General features: G+C 66.6%; 18 protein-coding genes. 6 read left to right on the forward strand and 12 right to left on the reverse strand.

All coding sequences use genetic code 11. The features are described 5' to 3' along the window. Positions 1 to 5: 5 nt before the first annotated feature. From ACED67_RS06330 to ACED67_RS06340, 3 genes are all read right to left on the reverse strand, one after another. On the reverse strand, positions 6 to 467 hold the full coding sequence (locus ACED67_RS06330; protein ID WP_395540734.1) for a RidA family protein: 462 nt from the start codon (positions 465 to 467) through the stop codon (positions 6 to 8). A 72-nt stretch (positions 468 to 539) separates the two neighbouring features. Further along, on the reverse strand, positions 540 to 1,817 hold the full coding sequence (locus tag ACED67_RS06335; RefSeq protein ID WP_395541138.1) for an HlyD family type I secretion periplasmic adaptor subunit: 1,278 nt from the start codon (positions 1,815 to 1,817) through the stop codon (positions 540 to 542). Between the two features lie 269 nt (positions 1,818 to 2,086). After that, positions 2,087 to 3,832, reverse strand: coding sequence for a type I secretion system permease/ATPase (locus ACED67_RS06340; RefSeq protein WP_395540735.1), 1,746 nt, complete (start codon positions 3,830 to 3,832; stop codon positions 2,087 to 2,089). A 207-nt stretch (positions 3,833 to 4,039) separates the two neighbouring features. Between ACED67_RS06340 and ACED67_RS06345 the strand changes: the two genes are divergently transcribed. Together ACED67_RS06345 and ACED67_RS06350 are read left to right on the forward strand one after the other, a co-directional pair. After that, on the forward strand, positions 4,040 to 4,777 hold the full coding sequence (locus tag ACED67_RS06345; protein WP_395540736.1) for an MlaA family lipoprotein: 738 nt from the start codon (positions 4,040 to 4,042) through the stop codon (positions 4,775 to 4,777). Next, complete coding sequence (locus tag ACED67_RS06350) at positions 4,767 to 5,372, forward strand: MlaC/ttg2D family ABC transporter substrate-binding protein (protein ID WP_395540737.1); 606 nt, start codon at positions 4,767 to 4,769, stop codon at positions 5,370 to 5,372. The genes ACED67_RS06345 and ACED67_RS06350 overlap by 11 nt, the downstream gene beginning before the upstream one ends. Positions 5,373 to 5,491: 119 nt before the next feature. Here the strand turns inward: ACED67_RS06350 and ACED67_RS06355 are convergent, their stop codons facing one another. After that, on the reverse strand, positions 5,492 to 7,711 hold the full coding sequence (locus ACED67_RS06355; RefSeq protein WP_395540738.1) for a transglycosylase domain-containing protein: 2,220 nt from the start codon (positions 7,709 to 7,711) through the stop codon (positions 5,492 to 5,494). A 282-nt stretch (positions 7,712 to 7,993) separates the two neighbouring features. Between ACED67_RS06355 and ACED67_RS06360 the strand changes: the two genes are divergently transcribed. After that, complete coding sequence (locus ACED67_RS06360) at positions 7,994 to 8,332, forward strand: P-II family nitrogen regulator (protein ID WP_395540739.1); 339 nt, start codon at positions 7,994 to 7,996, stop codon at positions 8,330 to 8,332. A gap of 32 nt (positions 8,333 to 8,364) precedes the next feature. After that, positions 8,365 to 9,738, forward strand: coding sequence for an ammonium transporter (locus ACED67_RS06365; RefSeq protein WP_395540740.1), 1,374 nt, complete (start codon positions 8,365 to 8,367; stop codon positions 9,736 to 9,738). A 272-nt stretch (positions 9,739 to 10,010) separates the two neighbouring features. Here the strand turns inward: ACED67_RS06365 and ACED67_RS06370 are convergent, their stop codons facing one another. The 4 genes from ACED67_RS06370 to smpB all read right to left on the reverse strand — a co-directional run bounded on the left by ACED67_RS06370 (position 10,011) and on the right by smpB (position 13,090). Continuing rightward, complete coding sequence (locus tag ACED67_RS06370; protein WP_395541139.1) at positions 10,011 to 11,189, reverse strand: amino acid aminotransferase; 1,179 nt, start codon at positions 11,187 to 11,189, stop codon at positions 10,011 to 10,013. A gap of 13 nt (positions 11,190 to 11,202) precedes the next feature. Next, on the reverse strand, positions 11,203 to 12,084 hold the full coding sequence (sseA, locus tag ACED67_RS06375; protein ID WP_395540741.1) for a 3-mercaptopyruvate sulfurtransferase: 882 nt from the start codon (positions 12,082 to 12,084) through the stop codon (positions 11,203 to 11,205). A gap of 121 nt (positions 12,085 to 12,205) precedes the next feature. After that, the gene (locus ACED67_RS06380) at positions 12,206 to 12,505 is read right to left on the reverse strand and encodes a hypothetical protein (protein WP_395540742.1); all 300 of its coding nucleotides are present in this window, start codon (positions 12,503 to 12,505) and stop codon (positions 12,206 to 12,208) included. Between the two features lie 111 nt (positions 12,506 to 12,616). Further along, on the reverse strand, positions 12,617 to 13,090 hold the full coding sequence (gene smpB, locus ACED67_RS06385; RefSeq protein ID WP_395540743.1) for an SsrA-binding protein SmpB: 474 nt from the start codon (positions 13,088 to 13,090) through the stop codon (positions 12,617 to 12,619). Positions 13,091 to 13,154: 64 nt separating this feature from the next. On the opposite strand from smpB, the gene ACED67_RS06390 reads away from it, so the two are divergent. Next, complete coding sequence (locus ACED67_RS06390) at positions 13,155 to 13,622, forward strand: ion channel (protein WP_395540744.1); 468 nt, start codon at positions 13,155 to 13,157, stop codon at positions 13,620 to 13,622. Here ACED67_RS06390 and ACED67_RS06395 read toward each other — a convergent pair. The 4 genes from ACED67_RS06395 to dapA all read right to left on the reverse strand — a co-directional run bounded on the left by ACED67_RS06395 (position 13,615) and on the right by dapA (position 17,429). After that, positions 13,615 to 14,187: a Hint domain-containing protein gene (locus ACED67_RS06395; protein ID WP_395540745.1), complete on the reverse strand. Its 573-nt coding sequence runs from the start codon at positions 14,185 to 14,187 to the stop codon at positions 13,615 to 13,617. The two genes, ACED67_RS06390 and ACED67_RS06395, sit on opposite strands and share 8 nt — an antisense overlap. A 427-nt stretch (positions 14,188 to 14,614) precedes the next feature. Beyond that, positions 14,615 to 15,469 carry a DMT family transporter gene (locus ACED67_RS06400; protein WP_395540746.1) on the reverse strand — a complete coding sequence of 285 codons (855 nt, stop codon included), beginning with the start codon at positions 15,467 to 15,469 and terminating at the stop codon, positions 14,615 to 14,617. Then, the gene (locus ACED67_RS06405; protein ID WP_395540747.1) at positions 15,466 to 16,494 is read right to left on the reverse strand and encodes a trans-3-hydroxy-L-proline dehydratase; all 1,029 of its coding nucleotides are present in this window, start codon (positions 16,492 to 16,494) and stop codon (positions 15,466 to 15,468) included. The genes ACED67_RS06400 and ACED67_RS06405 overlap by 4 nt, the downstream gene beginning before the upstream one ends. Before the next feature lie 59 nt (positions 16,495 to 16,553). Beyond that, complete coding sequence (dapA, locus tag ACED67_RS06410; protein ID WP_395540748.1) at positions 16,554 to 17,429, reverse strand: 4-hydroxy-tetrahydrodipicolinate synthase; 876 nt, start codon at positions 17,427 to 17,429, stop codon at positions 16,554 to 16,556. Positions 17,430 to 17,584: 155 nt separating this feature from the next. Between dapA and ACED67_RS06415 the strand changes: the two genes are divergently transcribed. Then, the gene (locus ACED67_RS06415; RefSeq protein WP_395540749.1) at positions 17,585 to 19,507 is read left to right on the forward strand and encodes a lytic transglycosylase domain-containing protein; all 1,923 of its coding nucleotides are present in this window, start codon (positions 17,585 to 17,587) and stop codon (positions 19,505 to 19,507) included. Position 19,508: the final 1 nt, after the last annotated feature.

Below are 19,508 nucleotides of genomic sequence, written 5' to 3' on the forward strand. Positions count from 1 at the left end.
GGGGCCTAGACCCGGATCTCGAAGATCGCGTCGATTTCCACCGCGACGCCCAGCGGCAGCGACGCAGCCGAGACGGCCGAGCGGGCATGGCGCCCGGCATCGCCCAGGGCGGCGACCAGGAAATCCGACGCGCCATTGATCACCTTGGGCTGGTCGGTGAAATCCGGGGCCGAATTCACGAAACCCGTCAGCTTGACCGCCCGCACCAGCCGCGACAGGTCGCCGCCACAGGCGGCCTTGAGCTGCGCCAGAAGCGAGATGGCGCAGCGCTTCGCCGCCTCGGCACCCTGCTCCACCGTCACATCGGCGCCCAGCTTGCCCTTGATCAACCCGGCCTCGTTCTGGCTGATCTGGCCCGAGATATGCACCAGGTTGCCCGAGACGACGAAGGGCACGTAATTCGCCGCAGGCGCGGGGGCGGCGGGCAGGGTGACGCCCAGTTCGGCAAGGCGGGCTTCGATCGACATGGGGGTTCTCCGCGGTTGCTGGTTGCGGGCGACCCTAGCCACAGGCCGCAGCCGGGGCAAGACGGGCGCACCTCAGCTTTCGCGGAAGGCCAGCGCGAAGTAATCGGTGAAGGGTTTCAGCAGATAGGCCGCGGGCGAGCGCGCCTCGGTCTGGATGAAGGCCTCGACCGGCATCCCCGGCACCAGAGCCTGCCCGCCCAGCTTGTCCACTTCGCCCGGATCCAGCACGATCTCGATCCGGTAATAGGCGGCGCGGGTCTGCGGATCGCTTAGCGCATCGGCCGAGACCACGGTCACCTTGCCCTTCAGATGCGGCACCATGCGCGCGGAAAAGGCCGAGAAGACCAGTTCCGCCGCCTGCCCGACATGGACCTCGTCAATATGGATCGGCGGCACCTGGGCCGAGATCACCAGCGGGCGGTCCTGCGGCACGATATACAGGATCGGATCGGCCGGGCGCAGCACCGCCTGCGGCGTCGTCACCGCCAGCCCCAGCACCTGGCCCGAGACCGGGGCGCGGATGTCCAGCCGGTCGATCTGTTCGGCCAGGGCCCGGCGTTTTTCGGCCAGTTCCAGTTCCTGGGGGCCGATCTCGCGCAGTTCCGTCGTCGCCTCTTCGCGCCGGACCACGCCGATGCGGGTGATCTGCACCTCGTTTTCGGTGATGCCCTCGCCCGCCTGGGCGCGCTGCGAGGTCAGCTCGCCCACCAACCCCATAAGCCGCGCCTCTTCGCGTTGCAGGGCCAGCACGGCCGAGGCCTGGGCCAGCCCCTTGTCCAACAGGGATTGCTGGCTGGCCAACTCCTTGCGGATCAGGCCAAGCTGGATCTCCAAGGCGGCGGATTGGGCGTCGATTCCGGTGATCTGCGATTTGATCTGTTCGATGCGCTGGCCCAACTGTTCGGCCTCACGCGCAGAGGTTTCGGCCCGCGCCTCGAACAGCTTGCGCTGCCCTTCGACCTGTTCGGCCACTTCGGGCCGCGCCTTGGCCTCGTCCAGCAGGTCGGCGGGGAAGGTCACGGTTGCGGCACCATCGCGCTCGGCCTCAAGCCGGGCCTTGCGGGCGCGGATTTCGGTCAGGGTGCCGTCGACGATGGTGAATTCCGACCGGATCTGCACCCCGTCCAGCCGGATCAGCACATCGCCCGCCTGCACGCTCTGGCCCTCGACCACGGCGATTTCCGACACGACCCCGCCATCGGGATGCTGCACGACCTGACGGTTCTGTTCCACCTCGACCCGGCCCGAGGCGACGATCGCCCCCGAGATCGACGCGAAGGTGGCCCAGAGGCCGAAGCCGAAGACCAGAACCACCAGCGCGGCAAAGCCCTGCCAAAGCGGGCGTTTCATCGACCAGGGTGGCGGGCCACTCTCGCCCGCATCTTCGGCAGGCGCGGCAAAGCGGGCGGGCGGGCGCGGGGCGGGCAGGGGTGGCACGGGCACCGGAAGATCGCGCGGGGCCTCGGGTTTCGTCTCGGCCGTGGCTTCGGGGGCCACGGTCTCGGGCGGCGGGGGCGCCATGCCCTGCGCCACGGCGCCAATGCCGCCGCCAAAACCGTAGCTGACCTTGATTGGGGTCAGGGGCGGCATCTCCGGCCCGTCCGCTTTCTCGTCGGCGCTCATGACACGCCCCCCGGCGCGGTCGAACGCGCGATCTCGCCCGCATTCTTCACCGTGTCGCGCAGCACCTTCTCGCGCGGGCCATAGGCCTGCACCATGCCGTCTTTCAGAACCAGCAAGAGGTCGCATTCCTGGATCGCCGCCGGACGATGCGCCATGATCAGCACGGCGCAGCCCATCGCCTTGGCCGAGCGGATCGCCTGGTTCAGCGCGTTCGACCCGTCATTGTCCAGATTTGAATTCGGCTCGTCCAGGATCAGGATGACCGGATCGCCGTAAAAGGCCCGGGCCAGCCCGATGCGCTGGATCTGTCCGCCCGACAGACGCCCACCCATGGTCGAGACCGGCGTATCATAGCCCTGCGGCAATTGCAGGATCATCTCATGCACCGCCGCCTTCTGCGCCGCCTCGACGATGCGGGCAGGGTCGGCCCCGGCATCGAGCCGGGCGATGTTCTCGGCGATGGTGCCGTCGAACAGGGCCACGCTTTGCGGCAGATAGCCGATATAGCTGCCCAGCACGTCCGGGTCATATTGGTCCAGCGTCGCGCCATCCAGCCGCACCCGCCCGCCGCTGGGCCGCCACAGCCCGATCAGCGCGCGGGCCAGCGTGGATTTGCCGGAACCCGACGGCCCGATCACCCCCATGGCCTGACCGGGGCTGAGGGCGAAGGACACGCCCCGCAGCGTCGCCTGCGCTTCGCCCGGCGGCACGACGACCAGACCCTGCGCCTCAAGCCGGGCGGCGGGGCGGGGCAGGGCGGTGCGCGGGGCCTCGGGCGGGACATCGGTCAGCAACCGTGCCAGCCGCGCCCGCGCGGCGCGCGCGCGGGTCAGCACCGGCCATTGCCCGACCGCGATCTCGATCGGCTGCAATGCGCGGCCCATCAGCACCGACCCCGCGATCATCGCGCCCGGCGACAGCTCGCCCCGCAGCACCAGCCAGGCGCCAAGGCCCAGCATGGCTGATTGCAGGAAAATGCGGAAAATCCGCGAGATCGTGCCATAGGCGCCCGCGGTGTCGCTGGTCGCGGCCCCCAGGGCTTGGGCCCGCCGCCGCAGTCGCCGCCAGCGCGCGAAGGCATGGCCGGTCATGCCCAGGGCCCGGATCAGCTCGGATTCCGATTTCAGGTTCTCGGCCTGGCGGTCGGCGGCCAGGTTTGCCAAGGTCGCCTCGTTCAGCCGGGCCTCGGTCGCCCATTGGTTCGCCGCGGTGATCAGAGCCAGCAGCGCTGCCCCCGCCAGCGCCAGCACCCCCATCCAGGGATGGAAAACGAACAGCGCCGCCGCGAAGACCGGCGACCAGGGCAGGTCCATCAGGGCGGCCAGCAAAGGCGAGTTCCACAGCCGCGCCACGGCCTCCAGATCGCGCTGGGCGGCCAAGGCATTGGTGTCGCGCGGGGAAACTGCCAGGCGCCGAAAGGCCGCCGCCAGAACGCGCCCGTCCAGCGCCTCCTGAAACCGCAGCCCGATCCGGGCCAGAACCCGGCCGCGGGCATGATCCAGAAGCCCCATGATCAGGAACAGGAAGGCCATCAGCAGGGTCAGCGCCAGAAGCGTTGGCTCCGAGCGCGACACCAGCACCCGGTCATAGACCTGCAACATGTAAAGCGGCGAGGTCAGCATCAGCAGATTGATGAAGACCGAGAACAGGAAGGCCGCGGAGATCGCCTTGCGCGACAGGCGCCGCGCCGCGCTGATCTCGGATCGGCCCTTCAGGCTGTCCGCCCCTGGTGACACCGACATGCTCTGGCCGATCCTCGCCACCGCCCTGCTTCCGTAACGAATGGCGGTTGTCATGGCCGAAAGCAACCCGTAAGGCTGACAGGTCTGCGCCCGCCGGGCATGGTGATGCGACCGTGCCCGCCTGCGCGGCACCAACAGGGCTGCGCAGGGTGGTTAGGCATGGGGCAGGCGAAACGGACGGGATCGCAATCGGCAAGCAGGGCGCTCATGGCGCTGGCATTGCCCCTCTGCCTTGCCGCCTGCGCCTCGGGCACCGCTTCGGCGCCCGGCATCAATGACCCGCTGGAACCGATGAACCGGGCCGTCCACGGGCTGAACAAGGGTGTCGACACGCTTCTGGTCTCGCCCGGCGCCGATGCCTATGGCATCGTGCCCAATCCCGTGCGCCAGGGCATCTCCAACGTCGCCGACACGCTGAGCCTGCCGGGCAGCTTTGCCAACCATCTCTTGCAGGGCAATGTCGAGGGCGCCGGTCGCAATGCCGCGCAATTCGCGGTGAACGTGGTCTTCGGCCTGGGCGGGCTGGTCGACGTCGCGACCGAAGCGGGCATTCCGCGCGACAAGACCGATTTCGGCGAGACGCTGCATGTCTGGGGCGTCGGCGAAGGCCCCTATCTGGAACTTCCGCTGCTTGGACCCTCGACCGCGCGCGATGCGGTGGGCGAGGTGGTCGACATCGCCTTCGACCCGCTGAACGCCGTGTTCGAGGGCGATGATGCCGTCGCAGTCCGGGTCATAAAGCTCCTGTCACGGCTTAATGATCGCAAGCGTTATTCAAACACCGTCGATTCGATCCTATATGAAAGCGCCGACAGCTATGCGCAGGCGCGGCTTCTCTATCTTCAGAACCGCCGGTTCGAGCTGGGCCAGACCGACGGGGCTGCGGATGGCGCGGCAGGCGACGGCGGCTTCATCGACCCCTATGAGGATCCCTATGGCCAGTAACATCGTGCTTTCCCGTCGCGCCTTTGTCGGTGCCGGTTTCGCCGCTGCCGCGGCTTTCGGCGCCTTGCCGGCCCGCGCGCTGGATGTCGACCAGGCCCGCGCCCTGATCGACAAGGTCGTGGCCGAAGTGAATGGCGTCATCAATTCGGGCAAGTCCGAAGCGCAGATGTATCCGGCTTTCGAACAGCTTTTCACCCGCTACGCCGATGTGCCCACCATTGCGCGCTCGGCGTTGGGCGTCGCCGCACGTTCGGCCAGCCCGGCGCAGATGAAGGCCTTCACCAAGGCCTTCCAGGGCTATATCAGCCGCAAATATGGCCGCCGCTTCCGCGAGTTCATCGGCGGCAAGATCGAGGTCAAGGATGCCCGGCCGCTGAAATCCTATTACGAGGTGATCTCGACCGCCTATCTCAAGGGCGAAAGCCCCTTCGAGGTGCGCTGGCATGTCTCGGACAAGGCGGGCAAGAACCTGTTCTTCAACATCATCATCGAAGGCGTGAACATGCTCGCCTCCGAACGCACCGAGATCGGCGCCATGCTCGACAAGCGCAAGGGCGATGTCGATGCGCTGATCGCGGATCTGCAGAAGATCTGACCCGCCGGAACGCCGGAGGTCTTGAAAACTCTGCGCGGCGTCTTTCGAAGAAAACTGCTGAATCCCACGAAGGATTTTCGGGCGCGCCCTTAGCGGGGCGCGCCTTTCTCGTTCCGGTCTCAGTTGTTCGCCTGGCCCAGCACGTCGTTCAGGATCTGGTCGGCCAGATCATCCTCGGTCATGCCCGGCTTGTTCGGGTTGGTGCCGTCGAAATAGGGTACGTCCTCGGGCTTGACGTAATCTTCCGGCTTGGGTTCGGTCCAGCCCGGGGCCGCGGCCGGGTCCATGCCCGCGCCCGTGACCGTATTGGGCGGAATTTCCGAGGGCAGGGGCTTCGCCTCGACGCCCTCGTTGATCCGCGTCATCACCTCGTGCCAGATTTCGGCCGGCAGGCCGCCGCCGGTGACCCCGGTCAGGGGGGTGTTGTCGTCATAGCCGATCCAGACCCCGGCGACGTAATCCGCCGTGAAACCCACGAACCAGGCATCGCGGGCCGAGTTCGTCGTGCCGGTCTTGCCTGCCGCCTCGCGCCCGTCCAGCCGGGCCCGCCGGCCGGTGCCCTGCTCGATCACCTGCGTCATCATGTAGATCAGCGCATGGGCGGCCTTTTCGCTGATCACCCGCTCGCCGATGCCGCCGCCCTGGCCGAACAGCACCTCGTTGTCATCCTTCAGCTTCAGCGCCATCAGGCCATAGGGTTTGACCGAAGAGCCGCCGTTCAGGATGCCCGCATAGGCGCCGGTCATGTCGATCAGGGTCGACTCGCCCGCCCCCAGCGCCAGCGCCGGACCATCGGCAAGGTTCGTCGCGGCCCCGAATTCGGTCGCCACTTTCTTCACCAGATCGCGCCCGACCAGTTCCTGGATCTTGACCGCCGGGATGTTGCGGCTTTCGGCCAGGGCCTGGGTCAGCGTGATCATGCCCTTGAACTTGCCGTCGTAATTCTTGGGCGCATATTCGCCCGAGCCGGGCACATAGATCGACCACGGGCTGTCATCGACATAGTCCATCGGCGAATAGCCCAGATCCATCGCCACGGCATAGATGAAGGGCTTGAAGGCCGATCCGGTCTGCCGCAGCGCCTGGGTGGCCCGGTTGAAGTCGCCCGCTTGCGGCAGGTTGCGCCCGCCGACCATGGCGCGCACCGCGCCATCCGAGCTCATCACCACCACCGCAGCCTGAGCCTTGGACCCGGCCTTGACCTTGTTCTCGAAGACCCATTTCAACGCCGCTTCGGTCTTGGCCTGAAGCGCCTGGTCCAGCGTGGTCTCGATCACCACATCCTCGGTCGTGTCGCGCGCCAGATAGTCGGGCGTCGTCTCCATCACCCAATCGGCGAAGAAGCCGCCCGATTCCTGCTTGGCCGCCTTGCCCAGTTCGGCCGGGTGATCCAGCGCGTCCTTGGCTTCGGCATCGGTCAGATAGCCCTGGTCATGCATCAGCCCGATCACCACCGCCGCCCGGTCGCGCGCGCGCTGGATATTGCCCGTCGGCGCATAGGTCGAGGGCGCCTTCAGAAGCCCGGCCAGCATCGCCGCCTCGGCCGGGGTCACATTGGCCGCCGACTTGCCGAAATAGCGCTGCGCCGCCGCCTCGAAGCCGCGTGCCCCCGCGCCCAGATAGGCCCGGTTGAAGTAGATCGTCAGGATCTCCTTCTTGGAATACTTGGCCTCCATCGCCATGGCGAAGGGCACTTCCTTGATCTTGCGCCACACCCCACCCGAGCGGCAGTCGCTTTCATAGGCGGCTTCCGATTTCCACTGCGCCGGGTCGTAGGTCACGCCCAGGCACAGAAGCTTTGCCACCTGCTGCGTGATCGTCGACCCGCCATTGCCCTCGAACGGCCCGCGCCCTTCCGACAGGTTGATGCGGATGGCCGAGATGATCCCGCGGGGGCTGACGCCCAGATGCCAGAAGAAGCGCTTGTCCTCGGTCGCGACCACGGCGTTGAGCAGATGGGGCGAGACGGTATCCGCTGTGATCTGGCCGCCAAAGGTCTCGCCCCGCCAGGCAAAGACCTTGCCCTCGCGGTCCAGCATGGTGACCGATCCGCGCGCGCGCCCATCCAGAAGGTCGGTCACCGGCGGCAGTTGAGCGTAGAAATAGAAGACCACGCAGCCCAGGATCAGCGCGCCCACCGCCGTGACGCGCCACAGGACGCCCCAGACCATCCGCCACAGGAACAGCACCATGCCCACGATCAGCCCATGCTGGCGGCGCGGCCGCCGAGGCGCCGGTTTCTTCGGGGCGGGCTTGCGCGCCGGTTGCGCCGCGGGCTTGGCCGTATAGCGGCGGTCCGCCACCAGCCGTCCGCCGCCCTTGTCATTGCCTTTTGCCATCTGTCGTCCGCCTGCCGCCCGCCGGGCCCTTCGCTGGAGCCCTGTTTCCTGGAACGGAATCTATCGCGCTTCCATGCCAAAGCGAAGGGCGCGCGCCTGCGATTCGCGTCGCAGTTCTGCCTGAATTTTAAGCGACGTGCCGCATATGCGTATTCCTTAGGCGCAAATTCCGTTTTCTGGGCGGCTTTCCGCTGCCCTTTTCTTGTGCCCGCGCCGGGATGCACGGCTCTCTCACACACAAGGGTCCGCTTCCCGGGCCCCGCCATAGCGAAGGGGAAGGATGTGAAACTCATCATTGCAGCAATCAAGCCGTTCAAGCTTGATGAGGTCCGCGAAGCGCTGACCGCCATCGGCGTGCGCGGCATGATGGTGACCGAGATCAAGGGGTTCGGCAGCCAGTCGGGCCATACCGAGATCTACCGTGGCGCCGAATATGCCGTGAATTTCGTGCCGAAGGTCCGGCTGGAAATCGTGGTGGCCGATGCGCTGGCCGAACAGGTCGTCTCGACGATCAGCACCACCGCCAAGACCGACAAGATCGGCGACGGAAAGATTTTCGTCCTCGACGTGGAACATGCCGTGCGCGTGCGCACAGGCGAAACCGACGACGACGCGCTGTAAGCGCCGCCAGGGGTAGAGGGGAAACACAACAGATGAATTACCGCAACACATTCGCTGGCCTCGCGGCGCTGCCCGCCGCGCTTATGGCTGGCCTGCCCGCCTGGGCGCAGGAGGCGGCCACGACCGCCACGGAAACCGCCACCGACGCCGCGGCCGCCGCAGCGCCGATCATCGACAAGGGCGATGTCGCCTGGATGATGACCTCGACCGTGCTCGTGCTGTTCATGACCGTGCCGGGCCTGGCGCTGTTCTACGGCGGTCTTGTCCGCACCAAGAACATGCTTTCGGTCCTGATGCAGTGCACGCTGATCGCCGCTGTCGTCATGGTGATCTGGGTCGTCTACGGCTATTCCTTCGCCTTCGGGGGCGGCACCTCGCCCTATTGGGGCGGTCTGGCCAAGATCTTCCTCTCGGGCGTCTCGGTCGACAGCACGGCCGCCACTTTCTCGGATGGCATCTTCCTGCCGGAATATCTGTTCATCGCCTTCCAGATGACCTTCGCGGCCATCACCCCGGCGCTGATCATCGGCGGCTTCGCCGAACGCATCAAGTTCTCGGCGGCGATCCTCTTCGCCGTGATCTGGGTGACCTTCTCCTACTTCCCCATCGCCCATATGGTCTGGGACGCGGCGGGCCTGATCTACAACTGGTCGGCCATCGATTTTGCCGGCGGCACCGTGGTGCATATCAATGCCGGTATCGCGGCCCTGGTCGTGGCGATCATGATCGGCAAGCGCGTCGGCTACGGCAAGGACAACATGGCCCCGCATTCGATGACCATGACCATGGTCGGCGCAGCGATGCTTTGGGTCGGCTGGTTCGGCTTCAACGTCGGCTCGAACCTCGAAGCCACCGCTGGCGCGACGCTGGCCATGATCAACACCTTCCTCGCCACGGCGGGCGCGATCATCGCCTGGTCGCTGATCGAAGTGATGACGCGCGGCAAGGCCTCGATGCTGGGCGCGGCCTCGGGCATGGTGGCGGGCCTCGTCGCCATCACCCCGGCCTGCGGCACCACCGGCCCAATGGGGGCGATCGTCCTGGGTTTCGTCGCCTCGGCTGCCTGCTACTTCTTCGTGACCACGGTGAAGCACAAGCTGGGCTATGACGACAGCCTTGACGTCTTCGGCGTCCACGGCATCGGCGGGATCATCGGCGCCATCGGCACCGGCATCCTCTGCGCCCCCTCGCTGGGCGGTACGGGCTTCCTGGTCGAGGCGGGCACGATGGGCGCCCAGGTCGCGGCCCAGGTCAAGGGCGTGGTCGTGACCATCCTGTGGTCGGGCATCGTGTCGGTCATCGCCGTCTTCATCGTCAAGGCCGTGACCGGCCTGCGCGTCAAGGAAGACGAAGAGCGGGAAGGTCTCGACCTCAGCTCGCATGGCGAACGCGCCTACAATTACTAAGCCTTCGCCGGGGCGGTCCGCCCCCGCCCCGGTGCCGATGGCGCGGCCGCTGCGGATCTCCTCCCCCGCAGCCCCTGCGCAGGACAGGCGGCCCGTGTCGAAAGACGCGGGCCGTTTGCGTTCCGGGGGCCGTCAGGGGGCGGTTCCGCGGGGGGGTTCGGAAGACCTTCGCAAGACAATCGGAAGACGTTCGGAAGACAGTCAAATTTCTGATACTAAAACGAAAATGCCGGGCGCGCGGCCCGGCATTCACATTCCGTTAATCAGGGCTCTCAGCCGATCACTTGCGCGATGGCCTTGGCCAGAACCGGCACCGTCTGGGCGTTCAGCCCAGCAATGTTGATGCGGCTGTCGCCCACCATATAGATCGCATGATCCTTGCGCAGCGTCTCGACCTGCGCTTCGGTCAGGCCCAACCGGCTGAACATCCCGCGATGCCCGGAGACAAAGTCGAAACGGTCTGAATTGGTGGCCTTGCGCAGCTCGTCCGCCAACTGCTTGCGCAGCCCCAGCATGTTCTGCCGCACCTCTTCCAGCTCGGCCTTCCAGTCGGCGGTCAGCGCGGCATCCTCAAGGATCATCGTCACCAGACGCGCGCCGTGATCGGGCGGAAAGCTGTAATTCTGGCGGTTCAGGAAGGCCAGATTGCCCTGTACCACCGCCTTGCGATCCGGGCTGGACAGCGCGATCAGGATGCCGGTGCGTTCCCGGTAAATGCCGAAATTCTTTGAACAAGATGCCGCGATCAGCACCTCGTCAAATGCCGCCGCCACCTTGCGCGTGGCTTCCGCATCGGCATCCAGCCCGTCGCCAAATCCCTGATAGGCCAGATCGACCAGCGGCACCGCGCCACGGTCTTTCAGCACGGCGATCACCCGGTCCCAATCAGCGGCGGTCAGGTTGGCGCCGGTCGGATTGTGGCAGCAGCCATGCAGCAGAACCACATCGCCCGCCGCCACCGTCGCCAGATCCGCCAGCATCCCCTCGACATCGACCATCGAGCTTTCGACATCGAAATAGCGATAGGTCGCCGCCGGCATGTTCAGGTATTTGACGATCGAAGGATGGTTCGGCCAGGTCGGATTGCTCATCCAGACCTTCGCCTGCGGCGCGGCCAGCTTGATCAGTTCCAGCGCCTGCCGGATCGCCCCGGTGCCGCCCGGTGTCGCCACGCTGGCGGCGCGGTCGGCCTCGTCCGCACCCAGGATCAGCCCCACCATCGCGGCATTGTAGGCAGGTTCCCCCGCCAGCCCGGTATAGGTCTTGGTGGTCTCGATCTCCCACAGTTTCTTCTCGGCCGCCTTGACCGCGCGCATCACCGGCGTCAGCCCGGTCGGATCCTTGTAAACCCCTACGCCCAAATCGATTTTCACCGGTCTCGGGTCGTCGCGATACATCGAGATCAGCGCCAGGATCTTGTCCTGCGGCTGTGGGTTCAGGCTTTCCAGCATCGTCTTTTCCTCGTCAAACCTGCGTGACGCGTGCCGGGCCAGCTTCGACCGGCAGGTCTTCATACATGCCCCATTCGGCCCAGGACCCGTCGTAGAGCGACCAGTTGCGATGGCCGATCCGCTCCAGCGCCAGTGCCAGGATCGCCGCCGTCACGCCCGAGCCGCAAGAGGTGATGACGGGCCGGGCAAGGTCCACCCCCGCCGCCTCGAAAGCGGCCTTGAGGCCGGGGATATCCTTCATCGTGCCATCGTGCTTCAGAAGCTGCCCGAAAGGCAGGTTCAGCGCGCCGGGAATATGGCCCGCACGCAGGCCGGGCCGCGGCTCCGGCGCCTCGCCCGCAAAGCGTGCAGCTCCGCGCGCATCCACGACCTGCGCCTGTCCCAGCTTGGCCGCATGGGCGACCTGGGTCACGTCGCGCACCAGATGGTTCTGGCGCGACACGGTGATGTGGCGGTCGCGCAGCACGGGCGGCATGTCCTCGGTCTCGCGCCCCTCGGCCAGCCATTTCGGCAGACCGCCATCCAGCACCGCGATGTCCAGCTTGCCCATCAACCGGAACGTCCACCAGACGCGCGGCGCCGAGAACATCCCGGCCCCGTCATAGACCACGACCTGATGGCCATCGCCGACGCCCATCGCCCGCATCCGGCTGATGAATTTCTCGTTGGGCGGCGCCATATGCGGGAGCGAAGACCGCTGATCGCTCATCTCGTCGATGTCGAAGAAGCGCGCTCCGGGGATATGGCAGGCTTCATATTCCGCGCGCCCGTTGCGGCCGGCATCAGGCAGATACCAGCTTGCATCCAGGATGCGCAGATCGGGGTCTTTCAGATGGCGGGCCAGCCAGTCGGTCGAGACCAGTGTGCGCGGATCGTCCTGCGGGGCTTGGGTCATGTCGGGCCTCGGCGGGTAAGGGGCAATCCCGTCCTATCGTGGGCAGGGCCCGGCGCGCAAGGCTTTGACGGTGTGCCGGGCGCGGCAGCTTGTCCCGCGCCCGGCCGCAATCATCGCTTGATCACGTCTTGACCAGCGCCTTCTTCAGCGCGCCGACGATGGCGACCAGAATGGCACCCCCCGCCCCGCCGCCGACAAGGCTTTGCACGATCGCGCCGATATCCATGCTCGAGCCCGCTGCCGCCGCATCCGCAGCGCCACCCATGCCCAGCATCGCGAGGATCTGTGCGCCGCCAGCGCCGCCCACTGCGCCCACGATCGAGTTGAGAAGCGGCCCGAGATTGAGGTTCTTCAACCCCGCCCCAGCCGCGTTGCCGCCTACCAGGCCGGCAATCAACTGTATGATCAGTTCAAGTCCCATGCCCTTTTCTCCCATTTCCGCCGCCGCTGTTTCGGCCGGTCGGTACGAAAAGGTTAACTCAGATTTAGTGAAATTTCATGGGAAAAGCGCATGGCGGTTCCCCGCGCTGCCTCAGCCGCCCTGTTTCAGCAGCCGCGCCTTCTGCCGATCCCAGTCGCGCTTGGCGCTGGTCTCGCGCTTATCGGCCAGTTTCTTGCCCTTGGCGACGCCCAGCTTGAGCTTCACGATGCCGCGCTCATTGAAGTACAGCTTCAGGGGCACGATCGTCATGCCCTCGCGCGCGGTGGCGTTCCACAGCCGCGACAGCTCGCGTTTCGAGACCAGAAGCTTGCGGCGGCGCCGTTCCTCATGGCCCCAGGTCTTGGCTTGCAGATAGGGCGCGATATAGCCGTTGATCAGCCACAGCTCGCCCCCCTCGACCGAGGCATAGCTTTCGGCAATGTTGCTGCCGCCCTGGCGCAGGCTTTTGACTTCGGACCCTTGCAGGATGATGCCCGCTTCCAGATCGCTCTCGATATGGTAATCGAAGCGGGCCCGCCGGTTTTCGGCGATCAATTTGGAATTGGGGTCGGATTTTTCGGCCATGATCCGCCCCAGATAGGCGCGCGCGCAGGTTCTGTCCAGTCGCGCCGCCGCAAAGGGGGCTGCGGTGCTGCATCAGATCGTGTTGGGAACGGGCATTCTGGTGATCAATGTCGCCATTGCTGCCTTGGCGGCGTTTGTGATGGAGCAGGTCTTCCGCCGCATCCATCCCTGGCTGCTGCAACCGCCGCAGCATGTGAAACTGTTCCTGCTGCTGCTGGGCACGCTTTTGTGGATGCTGGCGACGATCACCGCCGCGATCTGGATCTGGGCGCTGTCGCTGCGCGGGCTGGGCGCCTTTGCAACGCTGGAGGATTCCGTCTATTTCGCGCTCGAGGCCTTTACGACACTGGGTCTGGGCGATCTGATTCCGGCGCCACAATGGCGCATCCTGGCGGCCATGGCGGCGGCGAACGGCTTTCTGCAGTTCGGCCTGCTGACCGCGCTTCTGATCGAGGCGCTGCGTCAGGTCAGGCTTGCGCAGATCGACCATCGCCACCGCCAGAAGGCGAGCGGGCAGGGCGTGGTCAGCTGAAGCGGCGCTGGCGGGTTTCCAGAAAGACCGCGGCGGCGGCGTCATGCATGCGTGGATAGGCCGAGGCCTCGTCGGGCTTGACGCCGGGGCAGCGCAGCAGCACGCCCGATTGCGCCCAGACCGCCTCTTCCTCGGCGAAGATCGGGGTCACGACCTCGACCCGGCGTGGCGTCGCGCTGCGGCTGATGCCCCGGCAGGCGGCCAGCACTTCGGCCGAAAGGCAGGTATAGGGCGCTTCGGTCAGGCCCATCGTGTCCAGAAGCAGGTCCTGGCCCGGCATCAGGAACAGATCCGAGCAGGCGTCGAAATACCCGCCCGCGATGCGGATCACCGGCTCGCCCGGCAGCACTTCGCGCCGGTTCATCGCGACGATCCGGGCCAGGCCGCCATCCAGCGTGTAGACGCTTTCGCCGATATGCAGGGTCTCGATCATGCGCCAGCCCCCGGCGGTTTCCACTTGCGTCCCGGCGACGAGCCCGAACGAGGTATGGGCAGAGGCGATCTGGGTGGAAGTGTCGGCTTGGACGGGGGCGGCGGCGAAACGGGTGATGTCCTGCATGAACATGGCGCAGATCCTTTGATGGGCCGGGCCTGGGCTGGCACGGGGCGAGACGGGGTTTGATTGTCCTTGGATCGACGCCTTCTGGCGGTCGGCGGCGGCGTTAACACCTTGGGCGTGCAGGCCGCTGATGTGCCCAAATGCTTCCTGAATCTGGCCGGAATTGCGCCTTGATTGAGGCGAAATTGTGTCACTGGCCGGAAATTGGAAACGACTGCCGCAGACCTTTCGGATCGGCCCCGAACTGCCGGCGCAGTAACCTGATGTTAGGCAGGATATCCGTTAAAATTCAGTGGAATAATGGGGGTATGTCGGTGAATTGGCCGCCCAGACGCCACCGATTCGCCATTAGCCGCGGGGTCGGTGCCGCCCCGCCCCGACCGGGTTTTTGCCACCGTGGCACCGCTCTGCCGTGACTGTTTCCGAAAGCGCCCTAACTGCGCCGGGTCAGGCCGTAGATCCCGGCCAGAACGATCAGCGTAGCGCCAAGGATGGTGGCTGTGTCGGGCCGCTCTCCCAGGATCAGCGCGGCAAGGATCAGTGCGAAGACCAGCCTTGTGTAGCGGAAGGGCGTGACCGCCCCCACCGCACCCGTGCGCATCGCGCCCGTGAGTGTGTGATAGCCGACGATGCCAAAGACTGTGGCGCCCGCGACCAGCGCCGCCGCCTGGGCCGAGGGCAGATGCGCCCCGCCGGTCCAGGACAGGATGATCGCGCCTGCCAGCGCCAGCATCGCAAAGCCCAGCGTGCCGAGCTGGCGGTTCGACAATCCGCGTGATGCTGCCCGCGTGGCAAGGTCACGCCCGGCAAAGCCCAGCATCCCGGCCACAGCCAGAAGCGACAGCGCCGAAAACCCCTCGACCCCGGGCCGCAGGATCACCAGCACGCCCGCCAGACCGACCAGAACGGCCAGCCAGCGCCGCCAGCCCACTTTCTCGCCGAACAGCAGGGCGGCGCCCGCGATCACCACCAGCGGCGTCGCCTGAAGGATGGCGCTGGCGCTGGACAAGGGCGTCAACGCCAGTGCGAGCGCGTAGAACAGCCGCCCGGCGATCTCGAAGACCGAGCGGATCAACATGCCGCGCGACCGGAACAGCGCCGGAAAGGCAGGCTCGCCCGCGCGCCGCGACAGAAGCGCGAAGAACAGGAGGCCGCACAGCCCCATGGTCAGGAGGATCTGCCCGGGTGGCAGATGGGCCGAAGCCTTCTTGATGAACAGATCCTCGACGGCAAAGCCTGCCATCGCGGCGGTCATCAGGCCCGCCCCGCGCAGGTCTTCCTGCCTCATCGCGCGCCCCAGGTGTCGGTCAGGCGATAGCCGCGCGGCCAGGGATCGGCCGGGTCGAGCATGTGCTGATGCGTGCCGGTGATCCAGGCGCGACCCGAAATCTCGGGCAGGATCGCGGGCCTGTCGCCGACGCGCGCAGCGCCGGTGATGCGGCCCTCGAACTGCCCGCCGATCAGCGAGCGCGCCCGCAGCACCTCGCCCGGCGCGATCTGGTTGCGGGCCGCCATCAGCGCCAGCCGCGCCGAAACGGCGGTGCCGGTGGGCGAGCGGTCGATCTTGCCGGGGCGGATCGAGACCGCGTGCTGCGTTTCCCAGCCCTGAGCGACGCGGGTCAGCGGCGATGCGAACAGACAGAACGAGAAGTGCCGCCAGTCGGGGTTTTCGGGGTGATGGAAGCCCAGTTGCTCATCCGCCGCACTGGTGATCTGGACGCCCAGCTTTGCCATGCGATGGGCCTCTTCGGGCCGAAGGCTGAAGCCAAGCGTCTGGGCATCGACCACGACGAATGTGTCGCCGCCATAGGCGGTGTCGACGGTGATCCGGCCCAACCCCGGCACATCCAGCGTGGCGTCCAGCCGATCGGCGAAAGAGGGCAGGTTGCGCACGAAGATGCGCTCGGCCTTGCCATCGCGGCATTCGGCGCGCACCGCAACCAGACCGCCCGGCGCTTCGAGCACCAGATCCGTCACCGGCTCGACCATAGGCAGGATGCCGCTGTCCAGAAGCACCGTCGCGACACAGATGGAATTCGAGCCCGACATCGGCGGGTTGTCCTCGGGTTCCATGATGATGAAGCCCATCTGGGCGGCCGGGTTTTTCGGCGGCACCAGCAGGTTCGCATGGCGGAAGACGCCGCCGCGCGGCTCGTTCAGCACAAGGTCGCGCAGGCTCTGATTGGCCCAGAGTGCGCGGCTCTGCTCCCACAGGGTCTCGCCCGGCGGCGGTGCAACGCCGCCGACGATCACGTCACCGACCTCGCCCTCGGCATGAGCCGAAACGACATGGATGGTCTTGACGCTGCGCATGTGCCTTGCCCCACATGGAAAGGGCGCCCGAAGGCGCCCCGGATTTCAGAGTGCGATCCTCAGTTTATCAGCCCTGCATGGCGCATGGCGGCGCGGATACGCTCTTTCGTGCCATCGGTCAGCCCGACCAGCGGCAGGCGAACATCCTCGGCGCAGCGGCCCAGAAGCGAGAGACCGTATTTCGCCCCGGCCAGACCCGGCTCGATGAAGATCGCCTCATGCAGCGGCATCAGCCGGTCCTGATAGTCCAGCGCCGAAGCATAGTCGCCACGCAGCGTTGCCGCCTGGAAATCGGCGCAGAGGCGCGGCGCGACATTGGCCGTGACCGAGATGCAGCCGACGCCGCCATGGGCGTTGAAACCCAGCGCGGTCGCATCCTCGCCCGAAAGCTGTATGAAATCCTTGCCGCAAGAAGCGCGCTGCTGGCTGACCCGCTCGATCTTGCCGGTCGCGTCCTTGACGCCGAGGATGCGCGGCAGTTTCGCAAGCTTGCCCATGGTCTCGGGCGTCATGTCCACCACCGACCGGCCGGGGATGTTGTAGATGATGATCGGCAGTTTGCAGCAATCATGCAGCGCGGTGAAATGCTCGATCATGCCGGCCTGGGTCGGCTTGTTGTAATAGGGGGTCACCACCAGCGCCGCCTGCGCGCCCGCCTTTTCGGCGTGCTGGATCAGGCGGATGCCTTCGGCGGTGTTGTTCGAGCCCGCGCCCGCGATCACCGGCACGCGACCTGCCGCGAACTTGACCACGGCCGAGACCACCGCCTCGTGCTCGTCATGGGTCAGCGTCGGGCTTTCGCCGGTCGTGCCGACGGGGACCAGCGCGGCCGAGCCTTCGGCGATCTGCCAGTCGACAAGTTTTTTCAGCGTCTCCATGTCCACAGCGCCGTCCTTGAACGGCGTGACCAGGGCAGGCATTGACCCTTTGAACATGACACGCTTCTCCGTTTTGCGGTGCAGGCGCCCATCGCCCGCCCATCGCCGCCTTCCTTAATCTGCCGGGCCGGGCTTGCCAAGCGCCGCCGCCGCGCCTTTCCTGACAGGATCGTGGCTTGTGGCGCGCGGATGCCTGCGGCAGATTCTCCGCCATGATCCGTCTTCTCCGCCTGCTCGCGCTGATTTGCGCGCTGATCGCCCCCGCCGCCCGCGCCGATGAGGTGCAGGCGATGAAAACCGCGCTCGATCTGGCCGCGGGCAAGCAATGGGAGGCCGCCCTGTCCACCGCGCCGCCCGGCGTGGGCCGCGACGTGATCCTTTGGCAATGGCTGCGCGCGGGCGAGGGGCGGCTGGGCGACTACGAGGATTTCCTCAAGCGCCGCCCTGATTGGCCGGGCCTGCCCTACCTGAAGGAGAAGGGCGAGGAAGCTGCAGGACGGTCGGACACGCCCTCGCGCGTTGTGGCCTATTTCGGCGCGGGCGCGCCCGCAACGGCGGAAGGGGCGATCGCCCTTGTTCGGGCGCTTCTGGCCGAGGGCAATCCGGCCCGGGCCGAGACCGAGGCGATGGGGGCCTGGGCCGAGCTGGATTTCACCGCCGAGCAAGAGGCGCAGCTTCTGACGTTGCAACCAGACGCCCTGGCCGCCGTGAACACGCTGCGGCTGGACAACCTTCTCTGGGAAGGTCGCCGGGCCGAGGCGCTGCGCATGCTGCCTCGTGTTCCAGAAGACCGAGCGGCGCTGGCCCGCGCGCGGCTGGCGCTTAGGGCTGAAGACAAGGGCGTCGACGCCGTGGTCGCCGCCGTGCCCAAGGCGTTGCAAGGCGATGCCGGCCTGGCCTTCGACCGCTTCGTCTATCGGATGAAGAAAGACAATTACGACGGCGCCGCCGAGCTGGTGCTGGCGCGCGCCTCGGACGAACTGGGCCGCCCCGAGGCCTGGGCGCCGCGCCGGGCCACACTGGCGCGCTGGCTGATGCGGCAGGGCCGCACGCAGGATGCCTTCCGTGTCGCCTCGCGCCACGGGCTGAGTTCCGGGTCCGCCTATGCCGATCTGGAATTCCTATCAGGATTCATCGCCTTGCGCAAACTGGGCGATCCTGCGCTGGCGCTCAAGCATTTCAACCATCTGCGCCAAGGCGTCAGCACGCCCATTTCCATCGCGCGCGGCGAATACTGGAAGGGCCGCGCCGAAGACGCCGCCGGGAACAAGGCGGCGGCCGAGACGCATTATCAGGCGGCGGCCAGGCACCAGACCGCGTTTTACGGGCTTCTGGCGGCGGAGCGGCTGGGCCTTGCGCTGGATGCCGCGCTGCTTTCGGATCAGCGCCCGCCCGATTGGCGGCAAGCGCGCTTCGCCAATGCCTCGGTTCTGGTCGCGGGGCGGCTTCTGGCGGCGGCGGGGGACCGCACGCTGGCCAAGCGCTTTTTCCTGCATCTGGGAGAAAGCCTGGATGATGCCGAGCTTGCCCAACTGGCCGGCATGGCGATGCAGATGGACGAGCCGCATATCGCCGTGCTGATCGCAAAGGCGGCGGCTGAACGCGGGGTCATCCTGCCCTTCGCCTATTATCCGGTGCCCGATCTGGTGCCCTCCGATGGGTTGAAGGTCAGCCGCGCGCTGGCGCTGGCCATCGCGCGGCGCGAATCCGAATTTGACCCCGCCGCGCGATCCGCCGCGGATGCGCGCGGGCTGATGCAGGTCCTTCCCACGACGGCCAAGCACATGGCCGATGATCTGGAGATCGAATACGAATCCGCCAGGCTGCTCAGCGATCCGGCCTTCAATGCCCGGCTCGGCAGCGCCTATCTGGCAAAGATGGTCGAGGAATTCGGCAATTCCATTGCGCTGGTCGCGTCCGGCTATAATGCCGGTCCCGGCCGCCCCCGGCGCTGGATCACCGAATTCGGTGACCCCCGCGCGCCGGGCGCCGATGTGGTCGACTGGATCGAGACGATCCCCTTCGAGGAGACCCGCACCTATGTGATGCGGGTGACCGAAGGCGTGGTGATCTATCGCGCCAAGCTGAAGGGTACGGCAGGGCCGGTGCGGATCACGGCGGAATTGCGCGGATAAG

Origin of the sequence: Neotabrizicola paludis (assembly GCF_044142105.1) — a bacterium.
Taxonomy (GTDB): Bacteria; Pseudomonadota; Alphaproteobacteria; order Rhodobacterales; family Rhodobacteraceae; genus Pseudogemmobacter.

Bases quoted from the DNA above. Each gene is read 5' to 3' on its own strand.
- ACED67_RS06330 (WP_395540734.1), bottom strand. From the start codon at position 467: ATGTCGATCGAAGCCCGCCTTGCCGAACTGGGCGTCACCCTGCCCGCC.
- ACED67_RS06335 (WP_395541138.1), bottom strand. From the start codon at position 1,817: ATGAAACGCCCGCTTTGGCAGGGCTTTGCCGCGCTGGTGGTTCTGGTC.
- ACED67_RS06340 (WP_395540735.1), bottom strand. From the start codon at position 3,832: ATGTCGGTGTCACCAGGGGCGGACAGCCTGAAGGGCCGATCCGAGATC.
- ACED67_RS06345 (WP_395540736.1), top strand. From the start codon at position 4,040: ATGGCGCTGGCATTGCCCCTCTGCCTTGCCGCCTGCGCCTCGGGCACC.
- ACED67_RS06350 (WP_395540737.1), top strand. From the start codon at position 4,767: ATGGCCAGTAACATCGTGCTTTCCCGTCGCGCCTTTGTCGGTGCCGGT.
- ACED67_RS06355 (WP_395540738.1), bottom strand. From the start codon at position 7,711: ATGGCAAAAGGCAATGACAAGGGCGGCGGACGGCTGGTGGCGGACCGC.
- ACED67_RS06365 (WP_395540740.1), top strand. From the start codon at position 8,365: ATGAATTACCGCAACACATTCGCTGGCCTCGCGGCGCTGCCCGCCGCG.
- ACED67_RS06370 (WP_395541139.1), bottom strand. From the start codon at position 11,189: ATGCTGGAAAGCCTGAACCCACAGCCGCAGGACAAGATCCTGGCGCTG.
- sseA (WP_395540741.1), bottom strand. From the start codon at position 12,084: ATGACCCAAGCCCCGCAGGACGATCCGCGCACACTGGTCTCGACCGAC.
- ACED67_RS06380 (WP_395540742.1), bottom strand. From the start codon at position 12,505: ATGGGACTTGAACTGATCATACAGTTGATTGCCGGCCTGGTAGGCGGC.
- smpB (WP_395540743.1), bottom strand. From the start codon at position 13,090: ATGGCCGAAAAATCCGACCCCAATTCCAAATTGATCGCCGAAAACCGG.
- ACED67_RS06395 (WP_395540745.1), bottom strand. From the start codon at position 14,187: ATGTTCATGCAGGACATCACCCGTTTCGCCGCCGCCCCCGTCCAAGCC.
- ACED67_RS06400 (WP_395540746.1), bottom strand. From the start codon at position 15,469: ATGAGGCAGGAAGACCTGCGCGGGGCGGGCCTGATGACCGCCGCGATG.
- ACED67_RS06405 (WP_395540747.1), bottom strand. From the start codon at position 16,494: ATGCGCAGCGTCAAGACCATCCATGTCGTTTCGGCTCATGCCGAGGGC.
- dapA (WP_395540748.1), bottom strand. From the start codon at position 17,429: ATGTTCAAAGGGTCAATGCCTGCCCTGGTCACGCCGTTCAAGGACGGC.
- ACED67_RS06415 (WP_395540749.1), top strand. From the start codon at position 17,585: ATGATCCGTCTTCTCCGCCTGCTCGCGCTGATTTGCGCGCTGATCGCC.